Below are 23455 nucleotides of genomic sequence, written 5' to 3' on the forward strand. Positions count from 1 at the left end.
TGTAGTGCAAGGGAGATGGCTGCCTGGTACGACAAGCCATCGCTTTGCAGCAGCAGTCAATGATGTAACGGAACTCAGGACGGAGATGCTGGCCGGGTGTGCTGGAGCCATCTGCATCAATGTGTGAGAAACCACACGCGCCTTACGGAGAGCAGTAATGCAAAATGAACCTCAGTTGTTTCACCGGCAGCATCGTTTTGACAATGCCTTGGCAAGACAGACTTCCGACGCCTTGCATAGGCGTAGCTACCCTCTTGCTTTGGATCGCGAAGGTGTGCGCGAAAAGCGCGCCAAAACCAGGTGGTGTTTTCCACTCATGAATTTCTGTGCGAAGCCTCTGACCATGATTTCCTGTTGCGCCCTTCTATCCTCGTCACCGCTGTCGGCGGATGAGGCCGATGTGTTCAACTTGACCGCGACGGTGTCTGCGCAGTGGGATGACAACCTTTTCCGCCGGCCGCCTGACGCCGATCCGCAAGCGGACACCATCACGACCACCACCATCGGCGCCAATCTTGACAAGACCATTGGCGTTCAGCGTCTGATTGCCAACGTGAATATGGTCGACTACCGCTATCAAACCAACGACTACCTCGACTTTGTCGCTGTCAACTACGATGCCAAATGGTTGTGGTCTGCGGGCAAGCGCCTGACCGGAACGCTGTCCTTTCTGCGTAGCGAATTGCCCAACGACTACGCCGACAACCGCAGCGCCGGTCGACGAAACGTGCAGACGACGGAAGTCGAGCGTTTCGAGGCCAACTACTGGTTTCATTCCAGCTGGGCTGCCGTAGCCGGCCTCGTGTCCACCAGCCTCACCAACCAAGTTCCCACGCGCACGGATGGCGACTATGACGCAAACGGATACGAGCTCGGTTTGCGTTTTCGCCCCGCGTCCGGAAATACCGCGACGGCCCGCGCTGTTCACCTCGATGGAAACTACTCGAATCGCCTGCTGAACAGCGTATTCCAGTACGACAACGGATTCACACAGGACAACTACGGCGTCGAGCTTGATTGGCGCCTCACCGGGCACAGTCAGTTACGAGGCCGGCTCGACTACCTGGACCGTCAGCATCAGCACTTTTCGCAGCGCGACTATGCCGGCTGGGTCGGCAACCTGCAGTACCTTTATGCCTACAGCGGCAAGAGTGTTTTCAGCGTTGGCTACAACCGAAAGCTGGAAGCATACCAGCAACTCACCTCCAGCTACTACGTCCTCGACCAAATCACGCTGGCCGCGCAGTGGGCAGCGACCAGCCAGATCACCGTAAATGGGCGGGTCGCTTATGGGCTCCAAGCGTATCGAGGGGCCATCATTCCGCTCCCGGCAGGTCTTGAACAGCGCCAGGACGACACTTCCAGCCTAGGCCTCGATGTGGCCTACACGCCAGCGCGCTGGCTGCAACTAAATGCCGGCGTCACACTGACTGATCGCAACTCCAACTACGATGCGTTCGATTACCGCGACCGCATCGTGTTCATCTCCGCCACCGCAAAATATTGAAAGCCTCTGCAAACTGCCATGCTCAGCTCAGGAAGGAAACACATGAAAACCTCGACGACAATTATCGCCGCACTCGTTTCAGCACTCGCAGTCAGTGCCTGCGGCGAATCTGCCTCGGAAAAGAAAGTCGCGACACAAGCGGCGGCGAAGGTCAATGATGGCGAGATCTCCGTACATCAGATCAATTTCGTTCTTCAGCGAGGGCCGTCCATCCAGGCGGAGCAAGCCGACGCCGCCAGACGACAGGTTCTGGAAGGGCTGATTGACCAGGAACTGGCTGTACAGCAGGCGCTGGAGGCGAAGCTGGATCGAACGCCGAATGTCATGCAGTTGCTCGAAGCCACGCGTCGCGAAGTGCTGGCGCGAGCCTACCTGGAGCAGGCGGGCAGCGGTGTTGCCAAACCGACAACCACGGAGCTGAGAACGTACTACGCCGACCATCCCGACAACTTCGCCAATCGCAAGGTTTATCGTCTGGAGGAGCTTGCCTTTATGAGCACCCCGGAAACTCTCGCCAAGGTCAAGGACCAGCTCGCCAAAGGCCAGCCGGTGGCAGCGATCGCCGACAGCCTCAAGGCCAGCGGCGTTGCCGTGAGTGGCGGTCCCGCGATCAAATCCGCCGAACAGATTTCGCTCGATCTGCTACCCAGGATTGCCCGGGCCAAGGAAGGGCAGCCGCAGGTCTATGAAGACGCCGGCCGCGCCGCCATCGTCACCGTTCTGGGCACCAAGCCCGAGCCACTCGACGAGGCGAAAGCATTACCGCTCATCGAAAGCTACCTGACCAACAAGCAAAAGGCCGAGCGCGTGAGCGACGCGGTCAAGCAACTGCGTGGCAAGGCCAAGATCGAGTATCTCGGTGACTTCTCGGGCAGTGCGTCCGCAGCACCCGCCGAAAAAATCGCGACGACCCCCGGCGACGCAGCGATCAACAAAGGCGTTGCCGGACTCAAGTAAGCAAAGCGAGCGCTAACCATGAGCTATTTCAAGACACTCCTTCTCTTCATCCTGCTCCCACTGAGCTTCGCGTCCCTTGCGCAGGCTGAGGACAAATCGGCAGATTACCGCCTCGGGGCTGGCGATGCGATCAGGATAAGCGTCTTCCAGAACCCCGACCTGACCGTGGAATCACGTGTCGCTGACAGCGGGATCATCACCTATCCCTTGATCGGCGCCGTACAGTTGGGAGATCTCACCCTCCGCGATGCCGAAAAAGCCATCGCCGACAAGCTTCGAGAAGGAGGTTTCGTCCAGAAACCGCAGGTCAATATTCTGCTGACGCAGGTCAGGGGAAACCAGGTATCCGTGCTCGGGCTGGTCAATCGCCCTGGCCGCTACCCGATCGAAACCGGCAACACCCGGCTGACCGACATGCTGGCGACGGCTGGTGGAGCGATTCCCGATGGTTCAGACGTCGTCATCGTCACCGGCATCCGGGACGGGAAGCCTTTCCGCAAGGAGGTCGACGTGCCTGCCTTGTTCGTGTCGGGAAACAGCGATGAGGACATCGTCGTCGCGGGTGGTGACGTCATCTACGTGCACCGGGCGCCCGTCTTCTATGTCTATGGTGAAGTCCAGCGCCCCGGCCCCTACCGGATCGAAAGGGGGATGACCGTGCTGCAGGCGCTGGTCCGGGGCGGCGGCCTCACGATGCGCGGCACCGAGCGGAGCCTGCGCATTCATCGCCGCACAGCAGATGGCAACCTGGCCGTGATTGCCCCCGAGAAGTTCGATGTTATCCAGCCCGACGACGTACTTCACGTCGAGGAAAGCTTCTTCTGATCGCCGCGCCAACCGAAAGATCCCCATGACTCTCAACCAGTTTCTCCTGATCCTCTGGGCACGCCGAACGGTGGCGCTGGCCGTGCTCGGGTTGACCGTTCTGACCACGCTGACGGTCAGTCTGCTGCTGCCGAAGCAATATACGGCAGCAACCTCGGTAGTCGTCGACGTCAAATCGCCCGACCCGATCGTCGGCATGGTGTTGCCTGGCATGATGGCACCCGGCTACATGGCCACCCAGATCGACATCATCAACAGCGACCGCACGGCGCAGCTCGTCGTCAAGTTGTTGCGCATGGACGAAAACCCGCAGATCAAGGAACAATGGCAGGAAGCGACCGACGGCAAGGGCCAGCTCACTGCCTGGCTGGCGCAGTTGCTGCAAAAGAAGCTTGACGTCCAGCCCTCGCGCGAAAGCAACGTCATCCATATCGGCTTCACAGGACACGACCCGGTCTTCGCAGCAGCGATCGCCAATGCCTTCGCCCAGGCCTACATCGCTACCAACATCGAGTTGCGCGTCGAGCCGGCTCGCCAGTACGCCGACTGGTTTGATCAGCAGGTCAAGGCCCAGCGCGAACGCCTCGAGGTGGCGCAAAAGGCACTGTCGGATTTCCAGCAGAAGACCGGCATCATCGCCGCTGACAAGAGCCTTGACTACGAGATGCAGAAATACAACGAGCTGTCAGCGCTGCTCACCCAGGCCGAGTCGCAGGGTGCTGATTCCACCAGCAAGCAGAAGATCGACCGCTCGGACACCTTGCAGGAAGTCATGCAGAACCCGCTGATCAACCAGCTCAAAGCCGATCTCGCACGCCTGGAATCCAGACTCAAGGAACTCTCGGGCAACCTCGGCGAAAACCACCCGCAGTACCAGCGCATGCTGGCGGAAATTAACGAACTCAGGACACGCATGCGCAGCGAGACGGCCAAGGTGACCAGAGCCATTGGCACGGCCGGACTGGTCAGCGAGGCCAAGGAAATCGAGATCCAGGCTGCGATCGAAGCGCAACGGAAAAAAGTGCTTGATCTCAAGATCCAGCGTGACGAGATCGATGTGCTGGCGCGTGAAGTGGAAACTGCACAACGGGGCTTCGACGCAATCGGGCAGCGCATGACACAGAGCAAGTTCGAGTCGCAATCGCTGCAGACCAACATCGCGATTCTCACGCCAGCCTCGCAGCCACTTGAGCCCTCGAAGCCGAAGCTCCTTCTCAACCTGCTCGTCTCGGTCTTCCTCGGCACACTGCTCGGGATCGGTGCGGCGCTGTTGCTCGAACTCGCGCAACGACGCGTGCGCTCGGCCGATGATCTCGCGCAGATGCTGGACTTGCCGGTACTCGCCGCGCTTGGCTCGGCGCTCACACCGGGTCGGGGCAAAGGCAGGCGTTTCTCGCCCACCTCCCGCGTCGATCGCAACAATCCAGGAACACAGCTAAAGATTTCGGAGGCCTGACCCGTAATGAACGTAATGACTGAAAAACTCCATCTCGGCCCAGGTCCGTCAATTGGCGCCATGCTGATCGACAGCGGTCGCCTGGCACCCGCGGACGCCGAAACCATCCTCAGGCTGCAGAGTGCTCAGGGAATGCGTTTCGGCGCCGCCGCCGTCCAGCTCGGGCTGCTCAGCAACGAGGACGTTCAACAGGCCCTTTCGCATCAGTACGACTACCCGTACCTCATGGCGGGCGACGAGTGCGTCAGCGAGGAAGTCGTCGCCGCATTCAAGCCCTTCACTCCGTTTGTCGAACAACTGCGCGCCCTGCGCAGCCAACTGATGCTGCGCTGGTTCGATGCCGATACGGGCGGCGGCAAGGCTCTGGCCGTGCTCAGCCCGGATTCCGGCGAAGGCCGCAGCTTCATCGCTGCGAACCTGGCCGTCGTTTTTTCCCAGTTGGGTCAGCGCACCCTGCTGATCGACGCCGATCTGCGCAAGCCCCGCCAGCACGAACTTTTCAGGCGGCCAAACAAGCTGGGCCTGTCCAGCATTCTCGCCGGCCGGGCAGTGCTGACCGAAGCCATCGGCTGCATTCCTGGCCTCAATGGCCTTTGCATCCTGCCCGCGGGTGCCGTGCCCCCCAATCCGCAGGAGCTGCTCAGCCGAGAAGCTTTTGCAAATCTGATGGAGACCCTGCCGGGTCGATACGACGTGATCATCGTCGATACGCCTGCCGCGACCGAGACTGCCGACCATCAGACAATCGCCGTTCGCGCCCGTGGGAGCCTCATTGTCGCACGCCGAAACGTCAGCTTCGCGCCACGCCTGCAAGCGCTTGTCCATTCCGTGCACGATTGCGGCGCCACTGTCGTTGGTTCCGTGCTCAACCAGGGGTAGAACTGATGCCGGTCTGCGCATTCCCTGTCGACCCAGCCGCCATCGCGTCGGCAACACACAACGCGCATTCCGGCAGCGAGCAGGCAATCGACGACAGCCAGCTGACTTCCCGCCGCTCAACTGCCGGCACGCCCGGCAAGACCCAGCCGGGCGAGGGCGAAAACGCCAAGCAGCGCACCGAACGCGTCAGCAAGAAAATCGTCCCATCCGGCGGAACGACCGGGCAGGAAGGCTTGATGCGCTTCGTCCAGCATGCCCACCAAGGTCGTGAGGACAAAGGCCAGCAGCAGCAGGGCAACGCCATGCAGACGCAGCAGTCCGGCAGACAGCCCGATCAGAATCGCCAGCAGCATGCACAACGCAAGGTGTGCCAGCTTGTCCCACGGCACTGGAACAAGGCCGACAGCAATTGGCTGCGCGCCAAGCACAAACACACCCGGCACCAGAACCAGCAACAGCACCAGCGAAGCAATACGCAGCTGCTGCAATCGGGCGGGGAGTAGACACGGCATGGGAATGGGCGCTCCAGCAATTCCGCGCGCGTCGCGGCAGGCGCTTGCGCAGTGGTTGGCATGGCTGCCGATTATCGCAGGACTGATGGTCCTTTACCTGCCAAGCTTTCTTGACCTGTTTCGAACCATTTGGGCAACCGACGAGCAAAAGCACGGCCCGATCGTTCTGTCCGTCGCCTGCTGGCTGGCCTGGCGAAATTGGCCAAACATGTGGCTGACCAGTCACGGCCAGCAGACCAGTACCTGGGGCTGGCCGATCTTCATCGTCGGGCTGCTGCTCTACATCATCGGGCGCTCGCAGGACATCCTCCTCTTCGAAGTCGGTTCCATCATCTGGCTGCTGGTCGCCATTCTGTTGCTCACACGCGGAACGGCGGCACTGAAGGCGCAGTGGTTTGCACTGTTCTTCATGCTGTTCATGATCCCGTTACCCGGTGCGCTTGTCGATGCGCTGACCATGCCGATGAAGACGGCCGTCTCCTTCGTCGCCGAACACATTCTCTTCTCGGCGGGCTACCCCATCGCCCGCAGCGGCGTAGTCCTGCAGATCGGCCAGTACAAGCTGCTGGTGGCCGATGCCTGCGCCGGTCTGCACACCCTGTTCACCCTGGAAGCGCTGGGTCTGCTTTACCTCAACATCATCCGCAGCGACTCACTGCTGCGCAACGTCACGCTGGCCATCCTGATCGTGCCGATCTCCTTCACCGCCAACGTCATCCGCGTGATGGTGCTGACGCTGATTACCTACCACTTCGGGGACGAAGCGGGGCAAGGCTTCCTGCATGCCTTTGCCGGCATGGTCCTGTTCCTGAGTGCGCTGCTGCTGATCATTGCCGTCGATTCGCTGCTGCAATATGCCGTCAGGTGGCGGCATCGTCGCGCTGCGCGGGGGGCAAGACCGTGAAGCTCTGGCTGAGAAACGTCCTCCTGCTTGCACTCATGCTCGCCGCATCTGGCCTGGCGATGGCCTTGCGGCCAACTGAAAAGATTGCCGACCAGGGTGCGCGTATGGATATCGCGCGAATATTTCCTGAGCAGTTTGCCGACTGGCGAGTCGCTCCCGGCATCGTGCCGGCCCTGGTCAGCCCCGACGTCAAGGAAAAGCTCGACGCCCTCTATGACCAAACGCTTTCCCGCACCTACGTCAACGACGACGGGCAACGCATCATGCTCTCCATCGCCTACGGCGGCGACCAGAGTGGCGACAAGACACAGGTACATCGGCCGGAGTTCTGTTATGCGGCGCAGGGCTTTCAGTTGAGCAATAACCGCGAAAGCCAGATCACGACCGAGAGCGGCGTCCTGCCGGTGCGACGCCTTGAAGCGGTTCAAGGCAGCCGGAATGAACCGATCACCTACTGGATCACCATCGGTGACGAGGTGACGCTGCCCGGTCTGGGCCGCAAGTTGATCCAGCTGCGCTACGGACTCACCGGAAAAGTACCCGACGGCATGCTGGTGCGCGTGTCGTCGATCGATCAGGACGTTAGCAAGGCCTACCAACTGCAAGACCACTTCGTTCGCGACATGCTTGCCGCCATCAATGCGCAAGATCGCATTCGCGTCGCCGGTCGTTTGATTCCGTAACTCCCTGAACAGGCAAAGTCATGACAAAAACAGCACTGATTACCGGCGTCACCGGCCAGGACGGCGCCTACCTCGCCGAATTCCTGCTCAACAAGGGCTACATCGTGCACGGCATCAAGCGCCGCGCCTCGCTCTTCAACACCGACCGCATCGACCACCTGTACCAGGACCCACATGTCAACAACCGCAACTTCATCCTGCATCACGGTGACCTTACCGACTCGACCAACCTGATTCGCATCATCCAGCACGTCCAGCCCGACGAAATCTACAACCTCGCCGCGATGAGCCACGTGGCCGTCAGCTTCGAAACCCCCGAATACACGGCCAACGCCGACGGTATCGGCACCCTGCGCATCCTCGAAGCCATCCGCATTCTCGGTCTCGAAAAGAAGGCCCGCTTCTACCAGGCCAGCACTTCCGAACTCTATGGCCGCGTCCAGGAAACCCCGCAGAAGGAAACCACCCCCTTCTACCCGCGCAGCCCTTACGCCGTCGCCAAAATGTACGCCTACTGGATCACGGTCAATTACCGGGAAGCCTACGGCCTCTATGCCTGTAACGGCATTCTGTTCAATCACGAATCACCGCTGCGCGGCGAAACCTTTGTCACCCGCAAAATCACCCGTGCGCTGGCACGAATCAAGCTCAAGCTGCAGGACTGCCTCTACCTTGGCAACATGGACTCCCTCCGCGACTGGGGCCATGCCAAGGACTACGTCGAAATGCAATGGCTGATGCTGCAGCAGGACCAGCCCGACGACTTCGTCATTGCCACCGGCGTCCAATACAGCGTGCGCCAGTTCGTCGATACCGCCGCGCGCGAACTCGGCATCGAGATCACCTGGCAAGGGCGAGGCGTTGAAGAAACAGGGACCGACCAGAACGGCAACATCATCGTCAGGGTCGATCCGCGTTACTTCCGCCCCACCGAAGTCGAAACCCTGCTTGGCGACCCGACCAAGGCCCGGGAAAAGCTTGGCTGGACACCGAAAACCACCTTCGCCGAACTGGTTGCCGAAATGGTTCGTGAAGACCTGAAGAGTGCCGAACGTGACGAACTGGTCAAGAAACACGGCTACGCCGCCTTCGATCACCACGAGTAAAGCAGGCCGGGTATGGACAAGAACGCAAAAATCTACATCGCCGGCCACCGCGGCCTGGTTGGTTCCGCCATCGTGCGCAACCTCCAGGCGCATGGCTACAACCAGCTCATCACCCGCACCCATGCCGAGCTCGACCTCACCCGGCAGGAAGCGACTGAAGCCCTGTTCGCCAAGGAAAAGCCCGATTACGTTTTCCTCGCCGCTGCAAAAGTGGGCGGCATCCACGCCAACAATGCCTACCCGGCCGACTTCATTGCGTCCAACCTGGCCATCCAGAGCAACGTCATCAACGCTGCCTACCGCAACAGGGTCAAGCGCCTGCTGTTTCTCGGTTCCAGCTGCATCTACCCCAAGCTCGCCCCGCAGCCGCTCAAGGAAGAATCACTGCTCACCGGCCCGCTCGAAGCCACCAACCGGCCCTATGCGCTGGCCAAGATCGCCGGCATCGAAATGTGCTGGAGCTACAACCGGCAATATGGCACCCGCTTTGTCGCCGCGATGCCCACCAATCTCTACGGCCCCGGCGACAACTACCACCCAGATGACTCCCATGTCATCCCAGCACTAATTCGCAAGTTTCATGAAGCCAAGCAAGCCAAGGCACCCACGGTAAGCGTCTGGGGCACCGGCACACCACGCCGCGAATTCATGTACAGCGAAGACATGGCCGATGCCTGCATTTACCTCATGACCCTCCCCGATGACACCTTCAACACGCTGCTCGGCAGTGAGGAAGCAGCGACGGGAATCTTCATGCCACCGGTCGTAAATATCGGCGTCGGTGACGACCTGACCATCAAGGAACTGGCCGAAACGGTCAAGAGCGTGGTCGGCTACGAAGGGAATACCGAGTTTGATGATAGCAAGCCGGATGGCACGCCGCGCAAGCTGATGGATGTTTCCAGGTTGCGTTCTCTGGGATGGCAAGCGAAAACGAGCCTGCAAGCGGGTCTGGCCAAGGCCTGTCACGATTTTCAAGCGGGTTTGCCGTGAATCAAGCAGACCAAATGAACGTCGCGGCGTCGGCACAGCCCTCCCCAGACGATGCGTCTACGGTTGCTGTGGAAGCGGTGCGCAAACAGATGTTTCTCGACTTCTGCGCCGCGCTCGATGCGCATGCCATGCCTTATGTGATTTTATCTGGCTACAGCGGCTATCCGGACAGAATCGATTCGGACATTGATTTCATGGTCTCCGAAGCCGATTTCCTGCGCCTGCCGGCGCTTTTCAATGACGCCAGCAGCGTGCCTGGCGCGCGGCTGGTACAGCTACTTCAGCACGAAACTTCCGCTTGTTACTATGTCCTCGCTCGCCAGGTAGGTCATCGTATTGCCTACCTGCATCCCGATTCCTCAGCCAGCTATCGTCGCAATGGGCGGCTCTGGCTTTGCAGCCAAGCGGTCCTCGCCAACCGCCGCAAGGTGCCCACCGGCTTCTGGATTCCTGCGGCGGCGGCCGAATTCGAGTATTACTTCGTCAAGCGATGCGACAAAGGTTTGGTCGAAGCACGTCACATCGACACCCTTGCCGCCCTCCTGACGGAAGACCCGGCGGGCTGTCGCGCCGTGCTGGCGCGGCTTGCGCCGCTAACCCTGCCAGACGAGCTGGAGTCCGCAATTAGACGGGGCGACGTGGCGTGGTTCGAGCAACACCGCGAGCAATTACAGCTCGCCTTGAGCGACAGCATGTCCCGCGAACCCTTCGTCGGGCGGCTGCTCAGCAGAGCCAGCGAGTGGCTGCGCCGCGCGCGCCGTATCCTTAAGCCAACTGGCCTCGTCATCGCCGTGCTCGGGCCGGATGGCAGCGGTAAAACCACCGTCATCGAGCATCTCGAACGTGAACTCGCACCGGCCTTTCGACGGCTGCGCCGCTTCCATCTCCGCCCGCATTTCGGCGCCGCTCTTGACGGTACTGTTGTCACGGATCCGCATGGCAAAGAACCGCGTGGCCACCTGGCCAGTGCCGCGAAAGTTGGCCTGTTCATCATCGACTACTGGATGGGATGGCTGCGCTGGGTGTATCCGGCCAAACTGCGCTCGACACTGGTGGTGTTTGATCGCTACTACCATGACATGCTGGTTGACCCGGCCAGATACCGCTTGCCGCGCGGCAGCTTTCTCCAGCGTCTGCTCGTCGACCTGGTGCCCAAGCCGGATATCTGGCTGATTCTGCACGCACCTCCCGATCTGCTGGTGGCAAGGAAAGGCGAAATCACCCTGGCGGCCGCCCAAGTTCTTTCCAAAGATTACGCCCATCTTGCCGTTCAACTACACGCCATCTCGATTGATACCGGCTGTGGACTGAAAGAGACCCTCGCGGCAGCAGTTGCCGCACCGCTCGAGTACCTCGCTACGCGTACCTCGGCCCGCATCGGAGCCGCACGATGAGCGACTCTCCCCGCAAATCGTTGCGTATCCTGCTCTCTGCCTATGCCTGCGAGCCCGGCAAAGGCTCCGAGCCCGGCGTTGGCTGGAACTGGGCGCTGGCATTGGCGCGGCGTGGGCATGATGTATGGGTGCTCACCCGGCGCAACAACCAGGAGGCCATCGAGCCCGAATATGAACAGCTAGAGCCTGCTATTCGTAAACGCTTGCACTTCATTTATTATGATTTGCCACGCTGGACGAGTTGGTGGAAAAAAGGTGGACGAGGGGTGCACTTGTATTACGCATTGTGGCAACGCAGCATTGTTCCGCTAGCTAGGGCTGCCCATCAGCAGCACGCATTCGACGCGGCGCATCACATTACTTTTGGTGTGTGGCGCCAGCCAAGTTTTCTGTACAAATTGGGCATACCGCTAATCTTCGGCCCGGTAGGGGGGGGTGAAGGCGCTCCTGGGTATCTGATACGGGCTTTGCCATTGAAGGCGCAAATCGCCGAGATCGTACGGTACACAGTCAATTGGATTTCGTTGGCAAATCCCGCCTTGCACCGTTGTATGAAAAGATCACAATATATCGTGGCCAAGACTCCCGAGACCGCTGCGTGGATTACACGTGCAGGCTATACAAGCACCACATCGCTGGAAATTGGCATCAATACCCCGCCGCCTGCGGCTCATCGCACTGGCCAAAGGCCCCTTAAATGCCTATATGCAGGTCGTCTGATTGGCTGGAAAGGTATTCATTTAGCAGTACGTGCCGTCGCCAAAGCACGACAGCGAGATGCGGATGTAGCCATAACGCTGGTTGGACGTGGTCCAATGAAGTCATCCCTGCAAGTGTCAGCTAACGCGCTGGGTATCTCGGAACACGTGACCTGTATCGACTGGCTCACTCAAGCCGAGTTGCATGAGCAATACAGAAATCACGACTTGCTAGTTTTTCCAAGCCTCCACGACTCGAGCGGCAACGTCATTCTGGAGGCGTTTTCGCAGGGACTGCCCGTGCTCTGCCTGAATTTGGGTGGACCGGGCGTTTTGGTAGATGACACGTCCGGCATCGCCCTAGAGACGACTGGCCTTTCGGTTCAACGCCTTGTTGAATCGATGGCTGACAAGCTAGTCGAGTTAGTTGGATCCCGTTCGAAATTAGAGCAGTTGTCTTTAGGGGCCCGCGCTAGGGCACTTGAACATACTTGGGATGCCGCGGTGGAAAATATCTATGTACCGCTAGAATTAATTCATAGTCCGGCCATCAACGTTCCTGAAAAGGGATGACGCGAGGCTCAGCTATTTTCCCATTCATGCTTTCTCAACGCTGATGAGCAGTACCATGTCCACCCGTCGCTGGCATTTCAGCCGCCCTGCGTAATGAAGGTGGTTCTTCGCCACAAATGTTATGAATTGACGGAATTATGAGTGCCATCCAGAACAAAGTCGAATCGATCGGCAAGTGTAGTGGCAGCATGACCAAACTCTTTCCCCCCTCGCACTCCCACCTATGGTCTCTAGGCGACCAGGCTCTGGTGAGCGGCAGCAATTTCATCACCGGGGTGTTGCTCGCCCGCGTGATGGGACTTGAAGCGTTTGGTGCGTACGTTGTGGCGCAAGCCTACCTTCTCTACGCCAACACCTTCCAGGCTTCGCTCGTCGTCGCACCCATGATGACGGCAGTCCCTGCGGAATCCGACGAGGTGATTCAGCGCAAGCAGCTACGTGGTTTTTTTGGATACACCTTGCTAGTGTTGTGTGTGACCCTCGTCGGAGTGCAATGCATCGCATGGTTGATGGGGCTGTGGTCCGAGCACCTTAGTCTCGGGCCGATGATCTGGCCGTTGGCCTTTGCCATGGCCGGATACCAGTTGCAGGACTGGCTGCGGCGCGCACTGTACGTGAAAGTAGCGAATCGCGCCGTCTTTTTCAGTGATTTGCTCGCATATGGTGGCCAGTTGGCCATCTTGGCCTGGTTGATCTACTCGGATGACTTGACTCCCAACGCCGCTCTGCTCGCCCTTGCCCTTGCTTTTTCGGGTTCAGCCCTAGTGACCGCCGTAAGCCATGGCTTACGTCCGGCTTATGCCGAGGCGGTCATCGTGATTAAGCAGCACTGGTCAGCGAGCAGGGATTTCCTCCTGACATGGCAGTTGCAATGGTTGGCTTCGCAAGGCGTCATCCTTCTCGGAGCGGGCATGATTGGCCAGCAAGCCGCAGGAGCCATCCGAGCCGCCCAGAATCTGCTGGGCCCGGTCAACGTCGCCTTCCAGTGGATGGACAACATCGTGCCGGTGCGTGCAGCACTGCATCTCCGGGATACTGGACGACATTCGCTGATCGCCTATCTGGGACGACTGGGGCTCGTAGGCGGCGTCGCCCTCGGCGTATTCGTCCTGCTCCTGCTGCCCATAGATGAGTGGCTGATGACATTATTGTACGGCGAGGAATATCGTCCGTTCGCAATTCTGGTGGTCTTTCAGGCGCTCTACTATTTCTTTGGCTACGGCTATCGCATGGCGGCTTATTATCACCGCGCCATGGGGGAAACCCGGATTCTGGCACATGCGAGCACCTGCTGGGCGGTACTTTCCGTTGCACTGGCTCTGCTGACTGTGCGCGAGTTCGGTGAACGCGGCATCATGCTTGCACTGGTTTGCGGAGAGGTGGCAGCGCTGGTCTACCTGGCATGGTCCTGGCGCGACAGATTCGCTGCGTCGGCCGCTCGCGCGGACAGCGCGGGCAAACCCGCTTATGTGGTACATCGGCGGCGCGATGGGAGTGTCCATCTGGTGCTGCCTTTTTTCAATAAGCAGGTCTTGAAGTCGGCCTTGCGCATGTACTACCCCTCCCGTTGGACAGGACGCCTGTATCGACGGGCTCTGGCGGCTACCTTGCCGCTGCGGATATGGTTGGGCTGGGTCGAAACCGTGGAAACATTGGCAGATCTATGCCCTGATCTCACGCCCATATTAAATGCCGTACCGGAATCAAACCCTGCATGCATCGGCCTGCTCAAGGGCGCGCCCGGCCCGCGCGCAAAGCTGACGCTCAAGATAATGGATGGTGCTGGCAATAGCCTCGCCTACGCGCGAATTGCGGATTCGCCGGGGGCGATAACGGTTTTGCAGCGCGAAGCGCGAGTTCTGACGGAAGCAGCCAAGCGGGAATCGTGCTTTCCGCGCGTAATTGTGCAGGGAGAATACAGCCACCGGAAAGCTTTCTTCATTGTCGAGTCTGCCGGGCCCGAGCAGTCGGCCGAACCCACGCTTGCCGAACGGCATTTTGCATTCCTTACTCTCTTGCTGGGAAGTGAGACCATTTCCTGGTCCTCGGCTATCGACCAGTTGGAAAAAGAGGTTTCGCACCTGCTACGCGAACCTGGTTTGGCCACGCTGATCGCGAAGTCACTGACTGTCCTGCGAAAAACGACGGGGCCTGACCTGAAGGTTTGTATTGAGCACGGAGATTTTACGCCATGGAACATCCGCGCAAGCACATCGGGAGATCTGTTTGTGCTGGACTGGGAACACTCGCGCGCCAGGGGGCTCCCGTGGCTGGATGCCTTGCACTTCGTTTACCAGATGGAGACACTGGTACGCCGAAAAAAACCAGCGGCAGTGCTTAGAGCACTCCGACAATTATTTGTCTTGCCAGTCACAACGGAGTACGCCGCGAATGCCGTTGGAACGAAAGTTCTGCAAAACCGTTTCATCATGATCTATTTTCTAAGAATGCTGGTTGTAGGTGCGGCTGATGGATGCTCGCCCACTTCGCGGGATCAAGTTGCGCGTTGCGAAGTACTCGAACTTTCGATGGCTTGAACTCCACACGCCATGAAAAACACTGCTCTTGAAGTTGGTCGATCCCTTTTCAGGATGACGCCCTCGGCCTGGATTCTCAGCGTCCTGGCGTTTCTGTTCATTCAGGCTGTGACCGTGTTTTTTATTGTGCTGGCGCCTGAACTGGGGCTTTATATTTTTTTGTACGTGCTGCTCGCACTAGTGGTCGTTCTAGTTTTTCGCCTGGCGTCGCCGCAAGCGCCGCTCTGGATACGCGTTCTGTTCCTGGTGGTCCTGGGTAATTTCGTCCTCAATTACGGCTTCAGCAATTTCTCCGTCGGGTTAGGGAGTGCACGGGTGACCGTGGGAGAATTGGTGTTGCTGCTCAGCCTGACGTGGGTTGCCATACGAGCCTGGGGAGCCTTGTGGATTGAAGGTGCGAGCACTTTCTTGTTGCTCGTTTATGCGCTGCCGCCGCTCGTGTTGCACTTGCCCATGAATCTTGCAGAGCACGGCATCACTGCGGCAAGAGATGCGCTGCCTCTTCTAGATAGCCTTTTCTTTTTCGGCGGCATCTGCGTGGTGGCGTTCGCCCGCAACGCTGAACAGTGGAAATCATGGCGCCATCGGTTTCTCTGGCTGTTGCTGATTGCCGCGCTGATTTATTTCCCTTTCTACCCCTTTCAGAAAGCATTGTTGGCATACTCGCCGAAGGTGACAGGCTACCAGCAGGCGGTGCCGCTCGTGGGCTATTTCGCAACCAGCAACGTGCTTGCACTGGCCGGGCTGATGGCGACCATTCTGATACCGGATCAATTTGCCTGGCGTGCTGGCAATAGTGCGTCGCGCTGGCTGATCGCCGTCGCTTTTATTGTCTTTGCGTTTGCGGTGGTGATGATGCAGTCCCGCGCCACATACATCGTGGCGGGCTTGACCATGTTGCTGCTGGCCGTTGGTGGCCACGGCATTGCTGCGCGGCGCCTTGTCGTGATATTTATGGCTGCGGTCGTTGGACTGGCTGCAATCGATTTTTCCGGTGTGGAGTTCGAGGGCCGGGTTGGCAAGGTCGGCCTGGAGATGCTCTCCAGCCAATTGGAGAGTGTGACGGGCGAGGGTGGGCTGGAGAGCGCGCGTAGCGGTGTGGATCAACGGAAGAACTGGACGGCTGCGGCGCTGTCACGATGGGCTTCGTCGCCCGGAACAATTGCTACAGGCGTAGGATTTGGAGTAGCCTTGACGAACTTTTCTGTTGGTGGAGCGGGGGGAAAGCCTGTGGTCGTACGCGAACCCCACAATAGCTATGTCTCGGTGTTAACGCGTACAGGGCTCCTGGGTCTTGTGCCTTGGCTCATCTTTCACTTGGTTCTATTGCTGAAGCTTTGGCAGAAATTCCGCTACGAACGCCAGAAAAACGACACGCGGGAAGCAGATTACTGGCTGTGGATGTTCATGTTGTTCATATCACTTTTGGTAACGGCTGTCGTGCAACCGGTATTCGAGTCACCGCATTTTGCCGTCCCGTATTTTTTTCTTGCCGGTTTATGTTTTGGGGAAATTGCTCGCGCCAACGCTGGATGGCCCCCTCTCGTCAAATTCAACGAGGTCAAAGATGCAAAATGGTTCAACTAGATGGCACTTGGCGGGAGCTTTAGCGATAGCCTTTATCAACAACCCGCTAGTCGCCGCGCAAACTGATATCGGCGTCGACCCAAAGCACGCACTTATTGACACTCTGATTACTATCGACGACAAGCCCAGGCAGGTCCTTATGGGCTTCGGCGCCAGCCAGCCACGAGATCAGCAAATTCTGTTCAAACGTTACGGCGCCGCGCGAGTTGCCCAGTTGTCTGATCGGGTTTATGCGGACTTGGGAATGAACTTGGTGCGTCTCTGGGTGCGATCGGATGCGCATATTTCCGTGAGCCAGATGAAGTCCGTGTTCTACAACAGCTACGTGGACAATGGCTATCTGGGCATCTTGAAAGCTAGCGGTGTCGAACAGGTCCTGCTCGCGCCAGCCCGCGGCGAATCGGCGCCGGCGGAATCGATGCAAGAGTACGCGAGCAAGTTGGCGACATTCATCCGGGAAATATATGATGAACGTGACGTGAGAATCGATGTAACCGGGATCGCCAATGAGCCGCGGGGGTTTTCTCCTGAGCAACTCAGCGAGTCAGCCAAACTTTTGCGCCGAGAACTGGATTCGAGGAGGTTGACGGATGTCGGAATCATTGGCCCCGAGTGGGCCAGCGCGGATGGTTACGCTGGCAAAGCCGTCTTGGCAATGAAAACCGATCCTGATTCGTGGGCTGGCCTCCAAGCGGTCGCCACACATAGTTACAACATGGGCGCAAATCCCATCATGGAGAATCTTATTGCAGGATCTGGCAAAGAGTATTGGATGACCGAGGCGGGGCGAGGACTGCCTAGAGCTCTTGATGACTCGGGAAGAGCGATCGCGACGGAAGAGGAACCAGGCGATACGGCAGAGGCAGCAACAACAGCGGCACGGTTTCTGAGCGACATGAACCACTCGGTAACTCATTGGATATGGTTTATTGGCATAGGCGCCTATGATCAGCACCCGAACAAGGACTCAGGGCAGGTATTGGCTCGGCCAGATGATAGAACTGGAGGGATCAAGTACAACACTAAGTATTATTATCTTAAGCAACTACGTACCGTCTTTGATATAGGTGCGCTTTTTTACGGCGCGGAGAGCGCTCGTGAAAAGCGCATGGGTTGGACTTATGGCCAAAAACCGGCGGTCACGGTTGCCATGGCACAGAACTCGGATCAGAGTTGGGGAATCGGCGTAATCAACACCACCGGCATCAGAGGCTCAAGAATAAGCCAGTTTTTTCCGGCTTCCAGTTACAGCGTGGCGATCAAGCTTCCCCGCGCTGCCTCGCGTTTGCAGTTTCAGATTTTTCGCAGCAAGAGAGATGGATATGCTGCAGAGACGACGATCAGGGCAGATAGATCCGGGTATCTGAATGTGCTAGTAGCGCCACATGAACTGGTGACCTTGCGGTCACGCTGATCGTGACCCTGCGTACCGCTCCGGCACATCGCGTTCTCGTCGTTCATAACGCCTACCAGCATCGTGGTGGCGAGGATTCGGTCGTCGCGGAAGAGGTTGCGCTGCTCGAGTCGCACGGCCATCTGGTGGAAACCTATGCCCGTCAAAACGACGACATCGGAAGCCTTTCATCCATCGCGGTGGCGGGTCAAACGCTCTGGTCTTTGCGCACGCGACGCGACATCGCGGAGCGGTTGCGCAGCTTCCGACCACACGTCATTCACGCACACAACACTTTTCCGCTTATTTCACCGTCGCTTTACTGGGCGGCGGATCAAGCGGGTGTGCCAGTAGTGCAGACTCTGCACAATTTTCGCCTGATGTGCCTGAGTGCCTTGTTCATGCGCGGCGGGCAGGTGTGCGAGGATTGCCTGGGAAATGTGCCCTGGCGCGGGGTGACTCGTGCGTGTTACCGCGGGTCACACACGGCATCGACAGTGCTGGCCGCAATGCTGACGCTGCACAGGGCGCTGGGCACCTATCGCAACAAGATTGCCCGGTACATTGCTCTGAACGAGTTCTGTCGTAGCAAGTTCATCGAAGGCGGGTTGCCCCCCGAGCGGGTGGTTGTGAAACCGAATTTCGTGGACTTTCCTCCACCAGATTCGTCTCTGCGCGCGGGTTTGCTGTTCGTTGGCCGTTTATCGGCGGAGAAAGGCATTGCAACCCTGGTTGCAGCCATGACACTTATGCCTGCGGTTCGGCTGACGGTCGCTGGCGACGGCCCTGAAGCTGCTTTGTTGGATAGCATTGCTGGCGTTAAGCGGTTGGGGAGCGTGCCTGCTGAAACCGTGCGCGGCGAAATGAGCCGCGCTAGTGTGTTGATAGTGCCCAGCATCTGGTATGAAAACTTCCCACGTACGATCGTCGAGGCTTTCGCCTGCGGCACGCCCGTAATCGCCAGCCGAATCGGTGCGCTGGCTGAGATCGTGCGTGACGGTGAAACCGGACTCCTTTTCGAGCCGGGCAATCCGCGCGATCTGGCCGACAAGATGGCGTGGGCACTGGCACATCCCGAGGAGATGGGGGAGATGGGGCGTAAGGCCCGGGCGCAGTACGAAGCCGAGTTTTCTGCCGAGGTGAATTACCGGCGCCTGATGACCATCTATCAGGAAGCGATCGACGAAGTGAGAGGCCAGCGTGGCTGACGAGCGCCTTACCGGCCGGGTTCTCGGCGTACCGATTGACGCGATCCGCTGGGCGCAGGCGCTTGACCGCATCCGCCAATGGGGACAAGAACACGAGAGCCGCTACGTGTGCATCACCAATGTGCATTCGGTGGTGACTGCCGGGCAAGACGCAGAGTTTGGTCGCGTTGTCGCGGAAGCCGACATGGCGACGCCCGACGGCGCACCCGTGGCCTGGATGCTGCGCAGACTGGGTTTCGCCGAGCAGAAGCGAATCAACGGCCCGGACCTGATGTGGAAGTATTGCGCGCAAGCTGCGGGACGCGACGAGTCGATCTTTCTCTACGGCAGCAGCGACGAGACGCTGGCGACTTTGCAGCAGCGCTTGCGGGAAGCCTTCCCAAGCTTGAAAGTGGCCGGTGCGATTTCGCCACCCTTTCGTTCGCTCTCGGCGGAGGAGGATGCGACGGACGTTGCGCGCATCAATGCTTCCGGAGCGGGCACGGTTTGGGTGAGCTTGGGTTGCCCGAAGCAGGAAAAGTGGATGGCGGCGCATCGCGGGCGAATCAACGCGGTGATGATCGGCGTCGGTGCGGCTTTTGACTACCACGCCGGCACCATCAAGCGCGCGCCGCTCTGGATGCAGCGTTATGGGCTCGAGTGGCTGCATCGGCTGTTTTCCGAGCCGGGCCGTCTATGGAAGCGCTACCTGCTCACAAATACCATGTTCGTGTTGCTGGCGCTTCGCCAGTTGTTGTGCCGACGCAAGGAATCAACAGGTTGATCGAGCGGGCACTCGTCCTGGTCGCGCAGCGCGCCAAGCCACCCCGTCTGCCATAGCCGACACGGTTCGCCTTCCTTCGGCAATGCTAGAGGCGACCAGCGCGCCATCTCGACCAGGACACCGCCAGGCAAAAAAGGCGGAACGAGAGCAGCCGAGCCTGCGACTGCCCCGCCACGTCGCTACTCCATTCGTTGAACCCAAGAGCAGCGCCGACTGAGCCTTACCGGCAGGGCATCCCTTTCGTCGCCAGGATATGGATTCAATCCCTGCAACAACCTCAGGGACACGACGAATTACGGCAGGGCGGTCGACCGCTTCGCTTCTGGCAATAGTCCGTTTGGACTAAGCATAATCTCCGCCGAGCGACTGCCGCAATCAGAAACCCCCATTAAATCTTGGCGGCAGCAGCAATAGTCCGAATGCGCCATTGCTGCGAAAATAGGCGTTAAGTAGATTAGCCTCGCGTATGAATGGAAACAAAATCACTCCCACGGCGTTTCACCAACCGGCATGGGCCGTGACAACAATCAATCAAATGGACAGGAGATAACTCACCATGAAAACCAAACTTCTCAAGAGTGTGGCCGTGGCGGCTCTGGCAATCGCCGCACTGCCAGCGGCAGCGGCTGACAACAGCCTTACATGGCAGGGCGTCACTTTCAACACTACGGTGGTTGATTCAAACACCCTGCAACTGGACATTCTTAATGCCGCCACCGGCGCCACCCCTAACTGGTCCGGTATCAATTATATCAAGGCATTCGAGATCAAGAATATCGGGGCGCTCACGAGTGCCAGCATCTTCAGCGGACCGGGTTCATTTGGCGCCGATCTCGTGCATGGCCTTTCGGCCAACGTCGGCTGCACGACCGGGGGCGGGGGTGGCGCCTGCTTCACCGGCGCGCCAATCGCGTTGACGGACAACATGAGCTGGACGATCGACTTCACGTCTGGTGGCGCCCTCAATTTCGCATTGCCGCACCTGAAAGTCCAGTTCCTGAAGGATGCGCTCCAGGACAAGGCGACAGGCGACTTGCTATCCCAAAATATCCCGCTGGTCCCGGAACCGGAGACCTACGCCATGATGCTGGCCGGTCTTGGCATGGTGGGTGCAATCGCCCGCCGCCGTCGTTCGTCAGAGGCTCCGGGAACACCCGCCTGATTCAGGCGCGCGGGGGTGCTCAAGCGGCACCCTCGCCGTCAAACCTTCCGCTCGCAAAAAACAGATTCAATGGTTCTGGCACCCAGGCGATTGGGGAACAAGCGCGCATCCAGAAAACCACGGCATAGCCCAAACGGACTATTGTCGAAAACAGCCACCCCGATTTTTCTTGTCGGCCGGACCTCGAAAGGATCGCGTCCGTATTATTCCTTTTATATTAGAGTCGTGGGCCGGAAGTCCGCTTGCCGGCAGGAAAGCCCGGCGAGTGGCCCAAAATGGCTATTGCCGAAGCAAATCCCGGCGCGTAAATTGACTAGCGTGGAAAAGGGTATGAAACATCCAGTTTCCCAAACCAGCAGAAAAGTCATTAACTCTCGATAAATACCGAAAGGAATCACATCATGGAAATCAGATTCATGGTCAGGAGTCTCGCAGCAGTCGCGGTCTCCGCAGCTCTGGCCGCGCCGGCGCTGGCCGACACAGTCCTGCTCAACAGCTACACATACGGCGGCCCGTCTACCGTTAGCGTGGGCACTCCTGGTTATAGTGGTGGGGCCGGTCAGTTCTCTGGGTTTCTGAACGGCAATGCCTTCGTTACATTTTGCGCCGAGATTGGTCAAGTATTCAGTTTCGGCACTACTTACAATAACTATTCGGTGGTGGCTGGGGCCACCGCTTGGGGCGCAGGCAAGGCGACGGCTTTGAACCAGCTCATGTCTTATGCGGCCAGTAATCTGTTGCCGAGCAGCCAGGACAATTCCGCGGCGCTCCAGTCTGCGGTGTGGGAAATTGTCAACGAGACGGACACTTCCTACGGCTTCACCACCGGCAACTTCAAGGCCAGCAGCACGACGGGATCGACGCAAACAGCTCTGACCGCTCTTGACGGCATTTGGGCAACCCTGGGCACGCAAACGGTCACGCACTATGTCGACCAATTGCATTCGCCAACCAACCAGGACTTCCTCGTCATGGCGCCGGTTCCTGAACCCGAGTCCTATGCCATGCTGTTGGCAGGTTTGGGAATTGTTGGTGCTGTCGCTCGCCGTCGCAGGTCCGCAGAAGCGTGATCACGGGCTAGCCGCTCGGCCGCACAGGGAGGTGGGAAGATCGTGGCCGAGCGGCATTGCACGTTTTAAAGGGGGCGATGGCTACGGCGGTGAGCCAAAACATCCGGGAAGCTGCAATTCGCGGCATTGCCTGGCGACCCCACCTGCGGCGGTCGCATGTCGCTACCAGCGTCACTGTTCTTAGCCTGGAAGCTTGCGTGGTTCCCGTCGCGGTAGAGTGACCGGATGGCAGCCGACCCGGTCGCCGGACGACCCGCCGTCGTCCTGGCTGGTCCGCTTCGCTGTCGCCAACGAGCGACGACTCTGCTGCCCAATTCCTCCCGAAAACTATTCGGCAGTCAATACCGGGGATGCGCCCTGACGGATGGCTTGTTCCAGCTTGCCGACTGCCTGCGCTCGGTTGCTGACGTTGAATTTGTCGAAGATGCGCTTCAGGTGGTTCTTCACGGTGAAGCCGCTGATACCGAGAATCATCCCGATTTCTACATTGGTCTTGCCTTGACGAACCCACTGCAGGATTTCCAGTTCTCGGCCGCTCAGGCCGGCCGGGTTCAGGGACTCGGGCACGACGGACTCGGGCACGACGGGCGCGAGGGCCAACCCTCGCGTCTGCAGGCTTTCGATCCTGCTTACCGCCGCATCGACATGCGGCAGCAGCAGTTCGAACAGTCGCTGTTCGTTCTCGGTAAACTGACCTGTCTGACGCAGCAGGACATAGAAGTGGTCGAGCTTGAAGCGCGCATCGTGAATGCCATGGAAAAGACTGTATTTCATGCTCGCCGTCGCCGCGAGGCAGTCGCCTTCCCTGTGGTCGTTCCCCAGGTCGTCGGGGACGGCCGCCGAGGCGACTGTCGCGCCAGCAGTCATCCATTGTTGGTGCGCATTTAGGCCAAGCTTCGAGATTTTGTCGCGCGGCAGTTTGGACGTGCGCATCCCGGGCATTGAAGAGACGACGTCATAGTGACAATTCTCGCTGCCGATGGGCCCGCTGTATGAAATCAGCGCGTCATGAGGAATTATCCGCTGCACATCCCCCTGCAGCCACACCAGAAGCTTGAAGTGGTTGGCAATGGACAGCGAGCCGCGCATGGTCTCGATGACCTGCGCGCTGCTCAGTCTTGTTGGTGATGAAGTCAGGATCATTACTTATTTCTCTTCTTTAAGTTCACCGGCGTGCTGACGGCGAGTGCACCGCCATGCGACAGGTCGACGCAGGCAGGGGCGGAAGATCGAGGTCTGGTTCACCTG

General features: G+C 58.9%; 20 protein-coding genes. 18 read left to right on the top strand and 2 right to left on the bottom strand.

All coding sequences use genetic code 11. The annotated features are described in order from the left end of the window. Positions 1 to 274: 274 nt before the first annotated feature. From epsL to epsG, 5 genes are read left to right on the top strand one after another with little or no spacing between them, the layout of a single operon-like run. Complete coding sequence (gene epsL, locus QZ648_RS09885) at positions 275 to 1507, top strand: XrtB/PEP-CTERM-associated polysaccharide biosynthesis outer membrane protein EpsL (protein WP_291996881.1); 1233 nt, start codon at positions 275 to 277, stop codon at positions 1505 to 1507. A gap of 18 nt (positions 1508 to 1525) precedes the next feature. After that, positions 1526 to 2464, top strand: coding sequence for an EpsD family peptidyl-prolyl cis-trans isomerase (locus QZ648_RS09890; RefSeq protein ID WP_291996882.1), 939 nt, complete (start codon positions 1526 to 1528; stop codon positions 2462 to 2464). Between the two features lie 18 nt (positions 2465 to 2482). Further along, on the top strand, positions 2483 to 3289 hold the full coding sequence (epsE, locus tag QZ648_RS09895; protein WP_169065821.1) for a polysaccharide export protein EpsE: 807 nt from the start codon (positions 2483 to 2485) through the stop codon (positions 3287 to 3289). Positions 3290 to 3314: 25 nt separating this feature from the next. Then, positions 3315 to 4745 carry a chain length determinant protein EpsF gene (gene epsF, locus QZ648_RS09900; RefSeq protein WP_291996883.1) on the top strand — a complete coding sequence of 477 codons (1431 nt, stop codon included), beginning with the start codon at positions 3315 to 3317 and terminating at the stop codon, positions 4743 to 4745. A gap of 6 nt (positions 4746 to 4751) precedes the next feature. Beyond that, on the top strand, positions 4752 to 5624 hold the full coding sequence (epsG, locus tag QZ648_RS09905; protein WP_291996884.1) for a chain length determinant protein tyrosine kinase EpsG: 873 nt from the start codon (positions 4752 to 4754) through the stop codon (positions 5622 to 5624). A gap of 116 nt (positions 5625 to 5740) precedes the next feature. On the opposite strand, the gene QZ648_RS09910 is transcribed toward epsG, so the two are convergent. After that, complete coding sequence (locus QZ648_RS09910; protein ID WP_291996885.1) at positions 5741 to 6136, bottom strand: VanZ family protein; 396 nt, start codon at positions 6134 to 6136, stop codon at positions 5741 to 5743. A 4-nt stretch (positions 6137 to 6140) separates the two neighbouring features. Here QZ648_RS09910 and xrtB point away from each other — a divergent pair, with 4 nt between their 5' ends. From xrtB to QZ648_RS09975, 13 genes are all read left to right on the top strand, one after another. Continuing rightward, entirely contained in the window at positions 6141 to 7040 is a 900-nt protein-coding gene (xrtB, locus tag QZ648_RS09915; protein WP_291996886.1) for an exosortase B, read from the top strand. Further along, positions 7037 to 7723 carry an exosortase-associated protein EpsI, B-type gene (epsI, locus tag QZ648_RS09920; RefSeq protein ID WP_291996887.1) on the top strand — a complete coding sequence of 229 codons (687 nt, stop codon included), beginning with the start codon at positions 7037 to 7039 and terminating at the stop codon, positions 7721 to 7723. The genes xrtB and epsI overlap by 4 nt, the downstream gene beginning before the upstream one ends. A 20-nt stretch (positions 7724 to 7743) precedes the next feature. Further along, complete coding sequence (gene gmd, locus QZ648_RS09925) at positions 7744 to 8829, top strand: GDP-mannose 4,6-dehydratase (protein WP_291996888.1); 1086 nt, start codon at positions 7744 to 7746, stop codon at positions 8827 to 8829. 12 nt (positions 8830 to 8841) lie between these two features. Further along, positions 8842 to 9822 (top strand): GDP-L-fucose synthase, encoded by a 981-nt coding sequence (locus QZ648_RS09930; protein ID WP_169065825.1) that lies wholly within the window; start codon positions 8842 to 8844, stop codon positions 9820 to 9822. A 14-nt stretch (positions 9823 to 9836) separates the two neighbouring features. Continuing rightward, positions 9837 to 11216 (top strand): hypothetical protein, encoded by a 1380-nt coding sequence (locus QZ648_RS09935; RefSeq protein ID WP_291996889.1) that lies wholly within the window; start codon positions 9837 to 9839, stop codon positions 11214 to 11216. Then, on the top strand, positions 11213 to 12487 hold the full coding sequence (locus tag QZ648_RS09940) for a glycosyltransferase family 4 protein (RefSeq protein ID WP_291996890.1): 1275 nt from the start codon (positions 11213 to 11215) through the stop codon (positions 12485 to 12487). The genes QZ648_RS09935 and QZ648_RS09940 overlap by 4 nt, the downstream gene beginning before the upstream one ends. Positions 12488 to 12735: 248 nt before the next feature. Beyond that, on the top strand, positions 12736 to 15024 hold the full coding sequence (locus QZ648_RS09945; RefSeq protein ID WP_291996891.1) for a hypothetical protein: 2289 nt from the start codon (positions 12736 to 12738) through the stop codon (positions 15022 to 15024). Positions 15025 to 15036: 12 nt separating this feature from the next. Continuing rightward, positions 15037 to 16611 (top strand): O-antigen ligase family protein, encoded by a 1575-nt coding sequence (locus QZ648_RS09950; protein ID WP_291996892.1) that lies wholly within the window; start codon positions 15037 to 15039, stop codon positions 16609 to 16611. Further along, positions 16592 to 18025, top strand: coding sequence for a hypothetical protein (locus tag QZ648_RS09955; protein ID WP_291996893.1), 1434 nt, complete (start codon positions 16592 to 16594; stop codon positions 18023 to 18025). The genes QZ648_RS09950 and QZ648_RS09955 overlap by 20 nt, the downstream gene beginning before the upstream one ends. 2 nt (positions 18026 to 18027) lie before the next feature. After that, positions 18028 to 19212, top strand: a complete 1185-nt coding sequence (locus QZ648_RS09960) for a glycosyltransferase family 4 protein (protein ID WP_291996894.1) — start codon at positions 18028 to 18030, stop codon at positions 19210 to 19212. Continuing rightward, positions 19205 to 19975, top strand: a complete 771-nt coding sequence (locus QZ648_RS09965) for a WecB/TagA/CpsF family glycosyltransferase (protein WP_291996895.1) — start codon at positions 19205 to 19207, stop codon at positions 19973 to 19975. The genes QZ648_RS09960 and QZ648_RS09965 overlap by 8 nt, the downstream gene beginning before the upstream one ends. A gap of 556 nt (positions 19976 to 20531) precedes the next feature. Next, entirely contained in the window at positions 20532 to 21137 is a 606-nt protein-coding gene (locus tag QZ648_RS09970; RefSeq protein WP_291996896.1) for a PEPxxWA-CTERM sorting domain-containing protein, read from the top strand. A 401-nt stretch (positions 21138 to 21538) separates the two neighbouring features. After that, complete coding sequence (locus QZ648_RS09975; RefSeq protein WP_291996897.1) at positions 21539 to 22207, top strand: PEP-CTERM sorting domain-containing protein; 669 nt, start codon at positions 21539 to 21541, stop codon at positions 22205 to 22207. A gap of 327 nt (positions 22208 to 22534) precedes the next feature. On the opposite strand, the gene epsA is transcribed toward QZ648_RS09975, so the two are convergent. Then, on the bottom strand, positions 22535 to 23350 hold the full coding sequence (epsA, locus tag QZ648_RS09980; protein WP_366144114.1) for an XrtB/PEP-CTERM-associated transcriptional regulator EpsA: 816 nt from the start codon (positions 23348 to 23350) through the stop codon (positions 22535 to 22537). Positions 23351 to 23455 lie beyond the last annotated feature (105 nt).

The sequence above is a fragment of the Candidatus Accumulibacter sp. ACC012 genome (assembly GCF_907163155.1).
In the GTDB taxonomy this organism is placed as follows: Bacteria; Pseudomonadota; Gammaproteobacteria; order Burkholderiales; family Rhodocyclaceae; genus Accumulibacter; species Accumulibacter delftensis.

Bases quoted from the DNA above. Each gene is read 5' to 3' on its own strand.
- QZ648_RS09890 (WP_291996882.1), top strand. From the start codon at position 1,526: ATGCTCAGCTCAGGAAGGAAACACATGAAAACCTCGACGACAATTATC.
- epsE (WP_169065821.1), top strand. From the start codon at position 2,483: ATGAGCTATTTCAAGACACTCCTTCTCTTCATCCTGCTCCCACTGAGC.
- epsF (WP_291996883.1), top strand. From the start codon at position 3,315: ATGACTCTCAACCAGTTTCTCCTGATCCTCTGGGCACGCCGAACGGTG.
- epsG (WP_291996884.1), top strand. From the start codon at position 4,752: ATGAACGTAATGACTGAAAAACTCCATCTCGGCCCAGGTCCGTCAATT.
- QZ648_RS09910 (WP_291996885.1), bottom strand. From the start codon at position 6,136: ATGCCGTGTCTACTCCCCGCCCGATTGCAGCAGCTGCGTATTGCTTCG.
- xrtB (WP_291996886.1), top strand. From the start codon at position 6,141: ATGGGCGCTCCAGCAATTCCGCGCGCGTCGCGGCAGGCGCTTGCGCAG.
- gmd (WP_291996888.1), top strand. From the start codon at position 7,744: ATGACAAAAACAGCACTGATTACCGGCGTCACCGGCCAGGACGGCGCC.
- QZ648_RS09930 (WP_169065825.1), top strand. From the start codon at position 8,842: ATGGACAAGAACGCAAAAATCTACATCGCCGGCCACCGCGGCCTGGTT.
- QZ648_RS09935 (WP_291996889.1), top strand. From the start codon at position 9,837: ATGAACGTCGCGGCGTCGGCACAGCCCTCCCCAGACGATGCGTCTACG.
- QZ648_RS09940 (WP_291996890.1), top strand. From the start codon at position 11,213: ATGAGCGACTCTCCCCGCAAATCGTTGCGTATCCTGCTCTCTGCCTAT.
- QZ648_RS09950 (WP_291996892.1), top strand. From the start codon at position 15,037: ATGAAAAACACTGCTCTTGAAGTTGGTCGATCCCTTTTCAGGATGACG.
- QZ648_RS09955 (WP_291996893.1), top strand. From the start codon at position 16,592: ATGCAAAATGGTTCAACTAGATGGCACTTGGCGGGAGCTTTAGCGATA.
- QZ648_RS09970 (WP_291996896.1), top strand. From the start codon at position 20,532: ATGAAAACCAAACTTCTCAAGAGTGTGGCCGTGGCGGCTCTGGCAATC.
- QZ648_RS09975 (WP_291996897.1), top strand. From the start codon at position 21,539: ATGGAAATCAGATTCATGGTCAGGAGTCTCGCAGCAGTCGCGGTCTCC.
- epsA (WP_366144114.1), bottom strand. From the start codon at position 23,350: ATGATCCTGACTTCATCACCAACAAGACTGAGCAGCGCGCAGGTCATC.